The 14,643-nt window shown below is 38.1% G+C and carries 9 protein-coding genes; 2 read left to right on the top strand and 7 right to left on the bottom strand.

The genetic code is table 11. The features are described from left to right. The first annotated feature begins 2 nt into the window (after positions 1-2). Positions 3-941 carry a radical SAM protein gene (locus tag HPE56_RS07025; RefSeq protein ID WP_188243057.1) on the top strand — a complete coding sequence of 313 codons (939 nt, stop codon included), beginning with the start codon at positions 3-5 and terminating at the stop codon, positions 939-941. A gap of 1 nt (position 942) precedes the next feature. Further along, the gene (locus HPE56_RS07020) at positions 943-2,019 is read left to right on the top strand and encodes a putative manganese transporter (RefSeq protein WP_223170229.1); all 1,077 of its coding nucleotides are present in this window, start codon (positions 943-945) and stop codon (positions 2,017-2,019) included. Positions 2,020-2,906: 887 nt separating this feature from the next. Here HPE56_RS07020 and HPE56_RS07015 read toward each other — a convergent pair. The 7 genes from HPE56_RS07015 to HPE56_RS06985 form a co-directional block, all read right to left on the bottom strand. Next, positions 2,907-4,559, bottom strand: a complete 1,653-nt coding sequence (locus HPE56_RS07015; RefSeq protein ID WP_188243056.1) for a sodium/sugar symporter — start codon at positions 4,557-4,559, stop codon at positions 2,907-2,909. Positions 4,560-4,569: 10 nt separating this feature from the next. Then, a complete protein-coding gene (gene galK / locus HPE56_RS07010; protein WP_188243055.1) occupies positions 4,570-5,709 on the bottom strand; it encodes a galactokinase in 1,140 nt (379 codons plus the stop codon). Between the two features lie 4 nt (positions 5,710-5,713). After that, positions 5,714-6,730, bottom strand: a complete 1,017-nt coding sequence (locus HPE56_RS07005) for a UDP-glucose--hexose-1-phosphate uridylyltransferase (RefSeq protein ID WP_188243234.1) — start codon at positions 6,728-6,730, stop codon at positions 5,714-5,716. A 45-nt stretch (positions 6,731-6,775) separates the two neighbouring features. Further along, a complete protein-coding gene (locus tag HPE56_RS07000) occupies positions 6,776-8,230 on the bottom strand; it encodes an arylsulfatase (RefSeq protein WP_188243054.1) in 1,455 nt (484 codons plus the stop codon). 28 nt (positions 8,231-8,258) lie between these two features. After that, complete coding sequence (locus HPE56_RS06995; protein WP_188243053.1) at positions 8,259-9,830, bottom strand: sulfatase family protein; 1,572 nt, start codon at positions 9,828-9,830, stop codon at positions 8,259-8,261. A gap of 140 nt (positions 9,831-9,970) precedes the next feature. Continuing rightward, positions 9,971-11,446, bottom strand: a complete 1,476-nt coding sequence (locus tag HPE56_RS06990; RefSeq protein ID WP_188243052.1) for a RagB/SusD family nutrient uptake outer membrane protein — start codon at positions 11,444-11,446, stop codon at positions 9,971-9,973. 11 nt (positions 11,447-11,457) lie between these two features. Then, entirely contained in the window at positions 11,458-14,535 is a 3,078-nt protein-coding gene (locus HPE56_RS06985; RefSeq protein ID WP_188243051.1) for a SusC/RagA family TonB-linked outer membrane protein, read from the bottom strand. Between the last annotated feature and the right edge of the window lie 108 nt (positions 14,536-14,643).

Raw genomic sequence — 14,643 nt, 5'->3', positions numbered from 1 at the left:
CTATGTATAAACATCTATTTGGTCCGGTACCATCACGAAGATTGGGAATGTCTCTGGGAATTGACTTGATTCCTAAAAAAGTTTGTTCTCTGAACTGCGTTTATTGCGAAGTAGGTAAAACAACAGATCTTACAATTGACAGGTTGGAATATGTTAAATATGAGAGTGTAATTACCGAGTTGGAAAGATTTATGGGCAACAATCCAAAAATTGATTATTTCACTTTTTCAGGATCTGGAGAACCCACATTAAACAGTAGAATTGGTGATGTATTAAAATTCATCAAAGAAAAATACCCAAAAATAAAAACAGCGATACTAACAAACGGCACATTACTGTATGATAAAAACTTAAGAAAAGAATTATTGGCTGCGGATGTTATTTTACCCTCGTTGGATGCAGCTAGTAGAGATGTATTTAGAAAAATTAACAGGCCCAGTAAAAAATTGAATATTGAAGCACATATACAAGGATTGGTCGACTTAAGAAAAGAATACAAAGGCGAAATTTGGCTCGAAATATTTTTATTGAAAGGATATAATGATACTAAGGAAGAATTAAAATTATTAAAAGAAACCATTTTAAGAATTAAACCGGATATCGTTCAATTAAATACCTTGGATCGTCCTGGAACAAGACATGATTTAATTCCTTTGACGAAAATGGAAATGCATGCCATTGTTGATTTATGGGAGTTGCCGAATATTGAAATCATAGCCTCCCCAGATAAACGGTCATGTATTGAATCGTATAATGGTGATATTGAAACAGCAATAATGGAAACCATTGCCCGCCGCCCTTGTACGCTTGATGATTTACACAATTTTTTAGGAATCCATAGCAATGAAATAAACAAGTATTTGGGGAATTTAGAATCGAGTGATATTATTGAAACCGTTAACCTTGAAAGAGGGGTATTTTATGAATTGAAACATAAATAAATTGATTTTTAAATTAATAATAGGGTTGGAATTTATATTGAATAACCTTTTAGAAGTTATTTATATGATATTTCTGCATGCCATCATGATTACCGGTTTTGTCTTTGTCATGATGCTGCTAATTGAATATATAAATGTTCAATCAAAAGGGCTGTGGCAAAAAAACCTTACTAAAAATAAATGGCGTCAATATTTAATTGCCGGTATTTTAGGCGCAATTCCAGGTTGCCTTGGAGCATTTACCATGGTTGCCATGTTTTCGCACAGGTTGGTTTCATTTGGAGCCTTAGTGACTACCATGATTGCGACAAGTGGGGATGAGGCTTTTATCATGTTTGCAATGTTTCCTAAGAAGGCTATATTGTTGACACTGATTATTCTTGTGGTTGGGGTTTTAGCGGGTTATCTAACCGATAAATTATATAAACCCAAAAAAGCACTCAAAAATTTTTCATCCCATAAGCTCCCTTTGCACGATGAAGCTATATGCAAATGTTTTGAAAAAGATAAAATTTGGATCAATATATTTCATCCATCCTTATACCGGGTCATCATAGCAATTATTATTTTAGTTCTTATCGTGGGAATTGCAACCGGTTTGTTGGCAGGGGATTTAGAGATTTGGATGAAAATATCAGTGTTGTTGGTATTTCTTTTTTCCCTTTTTATTGTATTGACTGTTCCAAATCATTTTATTAAAAAACATATTTGGGAACACATTGTAAAAATGCACCTTCCACGGATCTTTATATGGGTTTTCGGGACCCTTTTATTTATGCATTTTTTAATGGATTATATTGATGTCCAAGCATGGTTATCTTCAAATATGTTCGTTGTATTGCTTATTGCTGTTTTAATTGGTGTCGTTCCAGAATCAGGTCCCCACTTAATTTTTGTGACACTTTTTGCACAAGGAAGCATCCCGTTTAGCATTTTACTGGCAAGTTCAATATCACAAGATGGACATGGAATGTTGCCAGTGCTTGCGGAATCAAAAAGAACTTTCTTGGTCGTGAAAATCTTGAATATGATTTTTGCATTTATTGTAGGGTTATCGACTTTATTATTAGGATTTTAATTTTAAAAATAAACGATTTTCGTTTTCTTGCCAAACCTTGAAATCAATGAAATTTTATTGATTTGGGAGTCAGTCGAGCATTTGATATCGTAAGCTGTGTAAAAAATATTCTAAAACAGGATATTGTTTTTTTGATAGAATTCTTATCAAAGAATTAAAAAAAACCAGTAAAATAGCCCTCCGTACCATTCCATGAATAAATGATGTCACTTAGGAAAATGCTATAGCTTCCGGATGAGACGAAGTTGCAGGATTAATTGATTCGGAATGCAAGTCTCTAGGTATTATTCTAAATCTAAGCACACCTGAATTTCTCGAACTTTACAATACATGAGATCTTGTATTAAATCATAATGTTTACGGACTTTTGGTGGAATACGGTTGGTTCCCTTGCGGAGAAACAGGAACTATCCATGATTTCATAACAGACTATTGAACAGTGTGCTGAAGGTTGATATTCCAAGAATCAGATTATTGTTTTAAGATTCTGACGAGTATATTTTGGAATGGAATACTGATTATTTTTTTGGAACTTTAATATTTAGAAAGCAAAATACCCTGAAGTTTTGATTGTTTTTAATAGGGAAGCGAGAGCGAAAAATTATTTATTAAGAATACTTTATTTTTAAAGTAAGTGATTTACAAGGTTATGATCTATTCTATCTAAGAAGGATTTACACCTTGGATAATATGATAACGATTTTTCATTAAAACAATAGGGCCTTGAATAATTCTAAGACCCTAATGTTACAAACTAACTCAAAAATCGTAATGAACTTAAATTTAAGTCACCATCATCCTAAAGCAATGATGTATTCTTCTACAGTTACGCTCACCGTTGGTAATCATAGTAATGCTCTTTATTTGTCAAACAGCAACGATTGATGTTATTTCCATAGCATGGCATAAAGAACGGTCAGAATGATCATGATTGCAAAAGCCCCAATATTGAATAAAGGAGATGTTTTAAATATTTTACCGGTCAGCGGGATGCCTTTATCATCATCCGCTCCCTTATTTTGTATCAAGCTTGCTATTACAATGACGATAGCGGTTAAAACAGCTGTATATCCCATTTGATCCATCCAAGGAACATCAACAAAGAAATTACTTGTAGACCAACCTTTCGGGGCCACTTTAAAATACATTGCAATGGGTATAGAGGTCAAAGCCCCGATAATGGCTCCTTTATTCGTTGTCTTTTTCCAGAACAATCCAAGCATGAATACGGCTAGGATTCCTGGGCTCACAATACCGGTATACTCTTGGATAAATTGAAAAGCTTGATCTATCCCTCCTAATAAAGGGGCCATAATACAAGCGATGATCAAGGCAACCCCGGCTGATATCCTCCCTGTATTTACCGTAGCCTTATCACTTGCATTTTTGTTGATGTACTGTTTGTAAATATCCATGGTAAAAATGGTGGACGTTGAATTCAACATGGAAGCCAATGAAGATACTATGGCCGCTGCCAAAGCTGCAAAAGCGACTCCCTTGAGTCCTGTTGGTAAAAACTGCAATAACCAAGGATAGGCTTTATCCGCCTGCCCTACAGAGGGTAGGTTCTTTAATCCGGCATCGCCCAAACTTGCTAATATTTCTGGGTCATTGACCATGACGAAAGCAGCTATTCCCGGTACCACAACGATTACCGGCAATATCAATTTTAAGAAACCGGCCAACAATATACCTTTTTGTGACTCCTTAAGGGATTTAGCGGCCAATGTCCTTTGGATAATATATTGGTTGAATCCCCAATAGTATAAATTCGCTACCCATAACCCTCCAACGAGAACCCCGATACCGGGTAAATTTTTATATTCGGGGTTCGATTTATCCAGAATCATGGAAAACCTGTCCGGTGCCGCCTCATATACTGTTTTAAGGCCGGACAAAATACCCTCGCCACCCGAAACCGTATTCAATGCCAAATAAGTTGTTACCAAGCCTCCCAGTACCAGAAAGACCACTTGGATGACATCGGTCCATGCAACAGCTGATAACCCTCCGTATAAGGAATATGCTGCGGCAAAAAGGGCCAAACCGATAACGCCATAGATCATGGGGATTCCCATAATGGTTTCCAAGGCCAAGGATCCTAAATACAGTACGGATGCCAGGTTGACAAATACGTATAAGCCAATCCAGAAAACAGCCAAAATGGTTTTAAGGTTTGTGGAATATCGTTTTTCCACAAACTCGGGAATGGTATAAAGTCCTTTTTCGATAAAGATCGGCAAGAAATACTTACCTACAATGATCAAGGTTATCGCTCCCATCCATTCGTATGAGGCTATTGCCAACCCCAAGGCAAAACCGGAGCCTGACATCCCAATAAATTGCTCCGCAGAGATATTGGCAGCGATCAACGAGGCTCCAATAGCCCACCAGGGTAATGATTTACTAGCGAGAAAATAATCCTCGGCATTTTTTTGATGTCCCTTCTTATCCCTTGAAACCCATAGTCCAACCCCTAAAATGAGTAGGGCATAGCCTATGAATATCAAATAATCCAACAATTGGAAATGTGTGGTCATAATGTTTGGTTTATGCTAGTTTAATATTGGTTCCTTCACAGGGCATTGCTTCAAAGCCTGTAAGTTTTATATTGAATTTTTTAAAGTAGGCTTCAGATGCTTTTTGGGTAAAATGTTCAACGGCATCCTGATGGATTATATTAATGGTGCAACCTCCAAAGCCTCCTCCCATCATTCGAGCTCCTATAACCTCATTGTATTCTTTGGAAAAATCAACTAAAAAATCCAATTCCGGACAGCTTACTTCATACAGGTTTTGTAATCCATCATGGGTCTGGTACATATATTCCCCTAATGTATGTAACTGTGATTTTTTCAAGGCTTTGACAGAGCTTAAAACACGGTCTTTTTCCTGAACAACATACGTACATCTGTTGAATACGATTTCAGGGATATCGGATTTGAATTCCTGTAACATGTCAAAGGATACATCCCTTAAGGAGGTTACCTCTGGATATTTTTGTTGAATGATTTCAACTCCTTTTTCACATTGACTTCTTCGTATGTTATATTCTCCTGATGCCAAATTATGGGAAACATTGGTATTTAACAGGAGTAGTTTATAGGGTTCAATTTCAATAGGGACGTATTCATAATCCAACGATTGACAATCCAGCAAAATCACATGGCCTTTTTTGCTCATTACCGAAGCGAATTGATCCATGATTCCGCATTTGGTCCCAACATAATTATGTTCAGCCCGTTGGGACAATTCTACAATCTGCTGTTTAGAAAGGTTTAAATCAAATAATTCATTCAACCCGAAAGCCAACCCACATTCCAAGGCAGCGGACGAGCTGATACCAGATCCTACGGGGATGTCACTGTCCAACACACAATCAAAACCCCGAAGTTTATCGGTCAACTGTTGTATTTCATGGATAACCCCTAAAATATAGTTTTCCCATTGTTTGTCGCTCTTACTGACCGTATTAAGATCAAAGGATAAACTAGCATTGAAATTATTACTAAGGATATTACAGGTATGTAAACTATCGTTCCTTTTAAATTTGAATTGTATTTTTTTATCAATAGCTGTCGGCAACACAAAACCATTATTATAATCTGTATGTTCGCCAATGATGTTTATTCTTCCTGGGGAGTCGACTATTAGATCCCAGTTGTTTGGATTAAATGTTGCTTCTTTCATTTGATTACAAAGATTTTAATTGTTCAGCCGCCAATTCAGGTGTAATATCCCGTTGTGCCATGGCGAACATTTCATATCCTACCATAAATTTCTTAATGGTTGCCGAACGTAATAAGGGAGGGTAAAAACTCATATGCCAATGCCACTCACTGTATTCCTTTCCATCGGTAGGTGCTTGATGTATTCCTGATGAATACGGGAACGACGTGTCAAATAGCGCATCGTATTTCTGTGTTAATGTTTTTAATTGATGTGCGAAATCCTCTCTTTCTTGGACTCTTAAGCCAAGGATGTTGGACATTTGCCTTCTTGGTACGATCATGGCTTCATAAGGCCAGATTGCCCAAAATGGAACCAAGGTCACAAAACTGTCATTCTGTGAGATAATGCGGGACCCATCCTCGAGTTCCTGTTCCAAATATTTTTGCAATAAACTGGTTCCCTCTTTCTGATAATGGGCTTTTTGCGTATTCGTCTTTTTTTCTATCTCGGTTGGTATGGAATGCTGCGCCCATATTTGACCATGGGGATGTGGATTACTACATCCCATGATGGCACCTTTGTTCTCAAAGATCTGAACATAATTGATCTCAGAAGCATTCGCCAGTTCCGTGAATTCTTTTTGCCATGTTTTAACCACGGTGACTAAATCGGTTAGCTCCATATCAGGAATGGTCAAAGAATGGTTGGGGGAAAAACAAATAACCTTACAAACCCCTTTTTCACCTTCGGCATGGAGTAATCCTTCCTTATAATCGAAAAGGGGGGTGTCTTCCAATAAGGCTCCGAAATCGTTTTTAAAAACGAAAGTGTTTTTATAGTCCTCATTAATTTCCCCGTTGATTCTGGTATTGGTAGGGCAGAGGTAGCACTCAGGGTCATAAGTAACCGCTTCCTTCTTATGGGAAGATTCTGTTTTACCTTGCCATGGTCTTTTGGTTCTGTGTGGGGAAACCAATACCCATTCACCCGTTAGGATGTTATACCGTCGATGGGGATGTGTTTTTAATTGTGATTGCATCATGATTATATGTTCCTTAAAGAACTATTGTTTTGATATGAATACTTAATTATGATTAAAAGGAAACAGTTCTGATGGCGTACGGGCCTCCTTCATAATTTGTTTTAATTCTGTGACTATTTCAGGATAATTTTCCGCGACATTATTGTTTTCAGCTACGTCGTCGGCCAAATGGTAAAGCTCGAAAGAACCAGGTTCCTTTGCATTCATTTTGTACCAAACACCTTTCCAATTGCCTTTTCTCACTGCTTTTCTTCCTTCTTTTATGTTGTATTCCCAATACAGATAGTCGTGTTGTTGTTGCGTATTATCTTGCAATAATGTTGGTAGAAAAGAAATACCATCAATAAAATCGGGGGTTTTGGAATTGGTGATTTCAGTTAACGTTGGCAATACATCCCAAAATGTTGATACATGGTCGGTTATACTGCCCGGTTTCACTTTATTTGGCCAAACAACCAAAAAGGGAGCCCTGATTCCGCCCTCATATAAATCTCTTTTATATCCTCTAAAAGGTCCGTTACTATTAAAGAAATCGGGATTGGTGCCACCTTCCAAGGAAGGGCCATTATCACTAGCGAACATGATAATGGTATTTTCGGCAAGACCTAATTCCGCTACTTTATCTACAATTTGACCGACATAGGCATCAAGTCTTGTTATCATGGAAGCATAGGTTGCCAATGGCTTCTCAACGGGTGCAAATTCATGTATTACTATATTCGGACCGTAATCCGAAGTATATTTATTGTCTGCAGTATATGGGGTTTCTTTGAACCTGCCATCGTATAATTTGAATATTGAATCGTTTGGGGAAATTAACTCTGCATGGGGTAAAACCAAAGGAATGTAGGCAAAGAAAGGCTTGTCTTTATTCCCCTCAATGAATTTTAGACTTTCTTCTTGAATCCTATCCGGTGCATAGGTGACTTTGTTTGTCCAATCGTTTCCTTTAAGGGAATCCCTTTCTTGATTATGATTTACGTAGGCAGGATAATAACGATGGGCTAATTTTTGGTCATTATAACCATAAAATTCATCAAATCCTTGATTATTGGGATCTCCTTCATTAAAACCAAGCCCCCATTTCCCGAACATTCCGGTTACATACCCTTGTTCTTTCAAGATTTCGGCAAGCGTCAATGTATTCGCGGGAATTGGTACTTGACCTTCCCTATTATGTCCAGCTCCCCTATTTCCCCTGATTGGTGTATGTCCCGTATGTTGGCCCGTCATTAAAGTTGAACGGGAAGGGGCACACACAGCAGCGCCGCTGTAATGTTGGGTGAACTTCATTCCATTGCCTGCCATTCTATCAAGATTTGGTGTTTGGATGTTCTTTTGTCCGTAAGTCCCTAAGTCTCCAATTCCCATATCATCCGCTAAAATGTAAATGATATTTGGCTGATGATTCATTGGTTTAATTTCTTTCTTTTCTTGGGCACCTGAACTTGAGGCTAGCGCGAGCGAAAAAGTTAGTACCATTAATCTGGTCTTCATTTTTTTAAATATTACCACAGTTTTACTATTATCTAAACTTTACGTCCTTTACATTTAGGCTATAGTCCTTACCTCTTAATGTTTCAAATTCTTGAATCATTTCAGCAAGTTTCTGTGGATTGGATTTGGCGAGATTATGTTTCTGCCCTATATCTTCTTTCAGATTATATAGGTGAAACTCGGGAAAGCTACCCACTTCAATGCCTACTTTTTCCCTATAATTGACGCCTTTGTATGCGGGAATCAATAACCAATCGCCACTTCGCAAAGCCGTTCTAGAGGTAGCTTCAATGATTAGATTATCCCTTCCTTTTTTACTTTTCCCTAAGAATACATCCATTATGTCTTGACTATCAGTAGTATTATCTTTTGTACCGACCAGGTCGGCCAAGGAGGCCAATAAATCCATTTGACAAACAATGGCATTGGATTCTGCTGGTTGGATCTTACCTTTCCAGTAGGTGATAAAGGGTACTCTTGTACCAGCCTCGAACAGACTGTATTTTCCTCCTCTTAAACCGCCATTGGGATCATGATTTCCTAATTTCTCTACGGCATCATCATAATACCCATCATTGAGTACCGGCCCATTGTCACTGGAGAAAATAACAAGTGTATTGTCCAATATTCCTTCACTATCCAAGGTTTTCATGAATTCGCCAATACACCAATCCGCTTCCAAAATCACGTCCCCTCTTGGTCCCATTCCGGATTTTCCGACAAATCTTGGGTTCGGTGTTCGAGGTACGTGTGGCTGATTCAAGGCGTAATACAAAAAGAACGGTTTGTCTTTATGTTCTTTGACATACGTTTGGGCTTTTTCCAAGAAAGTGTCAGCGATATCGATATCACTCCATTTGGCGGAATCACCCCCTTTCATGAATCCTATGCGGGGAATACCGTTCACAATACTATTGTTATGCCCATGATGCCATTTCATTTTCACCATTTCAGGATTTGTAATTGCCGTAGGCTCACCTTCAAAGTTCTTTTTGTAATCAACGGAAATGGGGTCCTTGGGGTCTAGACCAACAACATGCCCATTTTCAATATACACTGTGGGCACTCTATCCTGAGTGGCTGCTAAAATGTAGGATTCATCAAATCCGACTTCATTGGGCCCTGGGGATACTCGTTCGTTCCAGTTGACCATTCCTGTTCCCAAACCAAGATGCCATTTACCAACGATTGCCGTTTGATAACCTTGTTTCTTAAGCATTTTAGGCAAGGTTTGTTGTTCTGTACTTATTACTAGGGGCGCTGTACCCGGTAATATTTTGGCATCCTTATTTCGCCATGGATACACCCCTGTAAGTAAAGCATATCTACTCGGTGTACAAGTTGCTGAAGATGCATAACCATTGGTGAATTTAATACCTTCATCCGCTAAAGCATCAATATTTGGTGTTTGCAGGCCAGTTGCTCCATAGGAGCTGATATCCCCATAACCTAAGTCATCCAAATAAATGACCACAATATTTGGTTTTTTTGAAGGGGCATCAACTTCATTTGCCTTTTCTACCGGTTTATCCTTACAACTTAAACCAAGAAGTAAAATGGACGTTAATAGTAGTAATAGGGAATGCGTGGAATTTTTCATATGTTGGATTTGATATGATAAAATTAAATTTTCAATATGTATAATGGCTTTGGGTAAAATATCGACCCCATGAATATTTTCCCATCCCAAGAAGGGGATGGGAAATTGAATTCAAAAGAGGTTTTATCGAATTTCTTCGCTTAATAATTCGGGTTTTGGGTCAAAACGCCTTCGGATAATGTAATTTGGTTAGCGGGTAATGGAACAACCGTGTGTGTATTAATATCAAAACCGTATTGGCTTAAAATATCTTCCGCTCTTCCTGTTCTTACCAAATCATGGAACCTAAGTCCTTCACCTGCCAACTCTACGCGTCTCTCATGGTATATGGCATCCAATAACGCCTGTCCGCTTAATGTTGTTGGTAAGTTAGGAACCACGGTTAGTGGTTCTGTTCCTCTTGCCCTTGTTCTTACCTTGTTCACATACTCAACAGCCATACTTGGATTTGTATCGTAAATAGCCTCTGCATACATTAAATATGCATCCGCAAGCCTTATGCACCTTACGTTATTGGCACTATTGTTAACTCCACCAATATCAGGGAATTGATAATTTGAATAAGGTGCCCAGGCATATTTGCGTACAAACCATTCTGTACCGTAATCCTGACTGGCAAAATATAGGGTGGCATCAAACCTGGGATCGTTGGCTTCATATTCATTTCTTAAACCATCCCTTGCGTTTACAAATCCACCAGCTTTATTACTGATAGGATTAACACGTCTTGGAATACCTGTACCCAATATACTGGCATCCGTAGTGAAATTAATCTCAAAAAGTGAGCCCGAATTCCACTCGCCCTCAGGTTGGAAAATGGTACTGTAATCCGGTGTTAATGTATGACCTAATGCGAATAATTGATTGCCATAGGTTTCTACCTGTCCCATTTTATTTTGGTATAAGGATACGCGCATCATCATACCCAAGGCAGCACCTTTATCTGCACGTCCAATATAGCTGGCATCTCTATTAAGCCTTGATGGCAAATCGGCAATAGCGGCCTTTAAATCATCCTCTATAAATGTGTAACATTCAACTTTTGTGGATCTTGGAACATTATATTCATCAATGGCCAAAGGTCTATCGATTATAGGGACTCCTCCAAAGGAATTCACCAAATCGAAATAATAAAATGCGCGTAAAAAATGGGCCTCTGCCAAAATTTCCTTTTGTCTGTTCTCATCTTCAAAAACAATATTTGGCACATTTTCCAAAACCAAGTTGGTAAACAAAATGCCTTTATAATTTACGTTCCATAGAGGTTCGAGAACAGAATTCGTAGTAGTAACGGCCCATTTATCTTTTTGAAATAAAGGCGCATTATTTTCTGCTGTACGGCCTCCCTTGATAAAATCGTCCGTTCCTATTTCCCCAAAAATAATATCTGTCCCCATAGTACCCCAAAAATCACTTCCAGCCAATTCACCCATAGCGGAATAAGCGGCAACTAAGGCTTGTTCGGCTTGTTCGGGAGTTTCATAGAAATCTTCAACAACAGGTTGTCCGTAAGCTGTGGTTTCCAAATCATCTTCGCAAGAAACAAGGGCACTTGCCAGTATAGAAATACAAAAAAAGTATTTTAATGTTCTTATTGTGTTAATATATGTTTTCATAGTAATACTTTTTAAAAATTAATATCTAATCCAAATGAAACCGTTCTACTTGATGGGTATCTACCCCTATCAATTCCTATGTCCAAAGTGGTATTGCTATCATCCTGCGTTTGGGTTTCGTCTATCCCTAGTTCTGGATCTAATCCATTATAATTGGTAATCGTAAATAAATTTTGACCTGCCAGATAAATTCTTATCGAATCGATAAACGATTTATCTAACGTACTTTCTGGAATTGTGTATCCTAATTGAACGTTTTTCAGCCTTAAATAAGAACCATCTTCAACAAACCTATTAGACAATCTAATGTTGTTTGAAAATCCATCAAAGGTGGCACGAGGTACTGAATTGGAAGTGCCTTCCCCTGTCCATCGATTTAAAAATGTTGTACTTGAGTTTGTTTCCATCTGGCCTTCTAACATGGGTCCTGTAGCATTAAAAATATCATTACCACTAACACCTTGGAAAAACAGGGATAAATCAAACTGTTTATAATTCATGTCCAAATTAAGGGCATAAACAAAATCGGGGAGGGGAGAGCCTATATAAGTTCTGTCATCATCATTGATAATGCCGTCCTCATTTACATCCTTATACCTGACATCACCGGGCATATTACCACCAAGGCTTGGGTTATCGTCTATTTCCGCTTGGTTTTGAAATAATCCAATGGCCTCATAACCATAAAAAGAAGCAATAGAGCGTCCGGCTTCGGTTCTACTGATGCCTACATACCCATTACCCGCGCTTCCTGTCGAGATAATACTGCCTTCATTTTCCAAACTGATAACTTCATTATCGATCATAGATATATTACCGCCAACGCTAAAGAAAAATTCGTTGATTTTCTTTTTATAATTTAAAGAAAACTCCAAACCTTTGTTCTGTATTTCACCTGCATTCACAGTAGGGTTAAAGGAATATCCTGAGGTGGCCAAAATTGGGGATTCCAATAACATGTCTGTGGTATTCTTAATAAAATAATCCGCAGTAAAAGTGAACGAGCTTTTTAGAAAAGACAAATCCAAACCAACATTGGTAGTAGTGGTAGTCTCCCATTTTAAATCGGGATTTCCTGGTCTTAATGGCCCTAAACCTACTGTCGTGGTCTCATCTTGTCCTAATAAATAGTTTTCACTGGTACTTAGGGTACTGAATATTGCAGAATTGGGTATGTTTTGATTTCCGGTTTCACCCCAACCAACCCTAAATTTAAATTGGTTGATGGCATCAACCTTAAAGAAAGACTCATTATGTAAGTTCCAAGCCAAGGCCAAAGAAGGGAAAGCCGCATATTTATTATTTTCACCAAAACGGGATGACCCATCAATTCTATAGGTACCAGTAAATAAATACCTATTGTCATAATTATAGTTTAATCGACCAAAAAAGGATAGTAATTCAGAACTGGAGATAACACCCCCATTTCTTGAGGAATCAACGGCTCCGGATCCAAGGGTAGGATTGCTGACTCCATTGGGAATAGTAGTACGGGACGCTGTAACATTATTAAAATCCAACTTTTGCGTCTCATGTCCTAGTAAAGCATTAATACTATGCTTTTCATTTAGGGAGGTTTTATAATTTAAAGTATTGGACCAGATAGAAACCCTGTTTTCTGCACGGAGCAAAGAATATTCATTTATAGCACGATTTTGCTCTGCGGAAATAAAATAGGCAGGTTTAAAGTTATCCGATTTGGTATTGGTGATTTCCAATCCATAATTAGATCTAAATGTCAACCCATTAAAAATCGTTGCATCCAAAAACACGTTTCCTAAAAAATTTTCTTTGGTAAGTGGTGTTTGTTCAAAGATCGTCAATCCAACTGGATTTCGAACTTCTGTGGAATACAATGGTCTTGCAGGAGAACCATCATCATTGAATATTGGAGAAACAGGATCTACAACATAACCAATAAACGGTGTTTTAAAATTAGAATTACTTCCATTGTCCGCTACCGAGTTGGATTTGGACTTAGAGTATTGTATGTTTTGTCCAATTTTAATATTAGGTCTTATTTGATACGTATTGTTTACCCTGAAATTAGTTCGCTTAAAAGAGGTGTTATTTACGATTCCTTTTTGGGAAAGCTTTCCAAAAGAGACATAATAAGACATTTTATCATTTGCTCCTGAAGCTGATAACTGATGATTTTGTATTGTACCTGTTCTATAAACGGCATCTTTCCAATTGTAATTGGGTAATGAAGATGGGTCTGCAAAAGCGGGTTCTGGAGCATTACCATCATTTACCCTTGCTTCATTATAAAGCGTGGCCCATTGGGACGCATTCATTACATCTAAATTATCTATCCTATTTTCTACGCCTAGATAAGTTTTATAGGAGATTGCAGTTTTTTTATTTTTACCACCACCTTTTGTGGCAATCAAAACAACCCCATTTGCCCCTCTGGATCCGTAGATGGCTGTAGCCGATGCGTCTTTTAAGACTTCTATGGATTTGGCATCGTCCATATTAATGTTGGTAATGTCGTTAATTGGGACACCATCTACAACATATAAGGGATCTGCATTGTTCACTGTTCCAATACCCCTGATCCTAACATTGGGAGAGGCCCCTGGTTGCCCTGAGTTCTTGGTGACCGAAACTCCGGGAGCCCTTCCCTGTATTGCTTGTGCTATAGAGGTGGTCTGCGTTTTAGCTAGTTTTTTGGTGTCTACGGAGGCTACCGAACCGGTAACATCTTTCTTGGCAACCGTACCGTATCCTATCACAATAACTTCGTCCAAGCTTTCGGCTTGGGTGACCAGTGATATATTCAACTCGGTTCCGGTAACTGGTATGCTTTGACCTTCCATACCGATAAAACTGAATTCCAATATATCGCCGGTTGTGGCATTGATCGAATAGATGCCGTCAAAGTCGGATATGGTACCTATCGTAGTTCCTTTGATTATTACGGTTGCACCTGGAATAGGAAGTCCGTCTTCAGCACTTGTAATCGTTCCTGAAACGCTCAATTCTTGGGCCTGTGCCTCAGGGGTGGTATACAAGGATAAAAATAAAGTAATGAGCAAGTACCGGCTCAGTAGTTTATTAGCTAGTAATTGTTTTTTTAGTTTCATATAATTAGTTTTTTATTAAAATTTGGATGATGAGTATTAGTTTTATATTCTTTCATTGCGAAAGCATTTAGTTTCTTTGATTATTTTGATTCAGATAAGTATTCTTTT

Source organism: Maribacter aquimaris (genome assembly GCF_014596745.1).
GTDB lineage: Bacteria > Bacteroidota > Bacteroidia > Flavobacteriales > Flavobacteriaceae > Maribacter_A > Maribacter_A aquimaris.
Note: the sequence above shows the minus strand (reverse complement) of the source record. Positions and strands in the feature narration are given on the sequence as shown.

What these genes read in the sequence shown, in the direction of transcription:
- HPE56_RS07015 (WP_188243056.1), bottom strand. Translation starts at nt 4,559, where the DNA reads ATGACCACACATTTCCAATTGTTGGATTATTTGATATTCATAGGCTAT.
- HPE56_RS06985 (WP_188243051.1), bottom strand. Translation starts at nt 14,535, where the DNA reads ATGAAACTAAAAAAACAATTACTAGCTAATAAACTACTGAGCCGGTAC.
- HPE56_RS07005 (WP_188243234.1), bottom strand. Translation starts at nt 6,730, where the DNA reads ATGCAATCACAATTAAAAACACATCCCCATCGACGGTATAACATCCTA.
- galK (WP_188243055.1), bottom strand. Translation starts at nt 5,709, where the DNA reads ATGAAAGAAGCAACATTTAATCCAAACAACTGGGATCTAATAGTCGAC.
- HPE56_RS07025 (WP_188243057.1), top strand. Translation starts at nt 3, where the DNA reads ATGTATAAACATCTATTTGGTCCGGTACCATCACGAAGATTGGGAATG.
- HPE56_RS06995 (WP_188243053.1), bottom strand. Translation starts at nt 9,830, where the DNA reads ATGAAAAATTCCACGCATTCCCTATTACTACTATTAACGTCCATTTTA.
- HPE56_RS06990 (WP_188243052.1), bottom strand. Translation starts at nt 11,446, where the DNA reads ATGAAAACATATATTAACACAATAAGAACATTAAAATACTTTTTTTGT.
- HPE56_RS07000 (WP_188243054.1), bottom strand. Translation starts at nt 8,230, where the DNA reads ATGAAGACCAGATTAATGGTACTAACTTTTTCGCTCGCGCTAGCCTCA.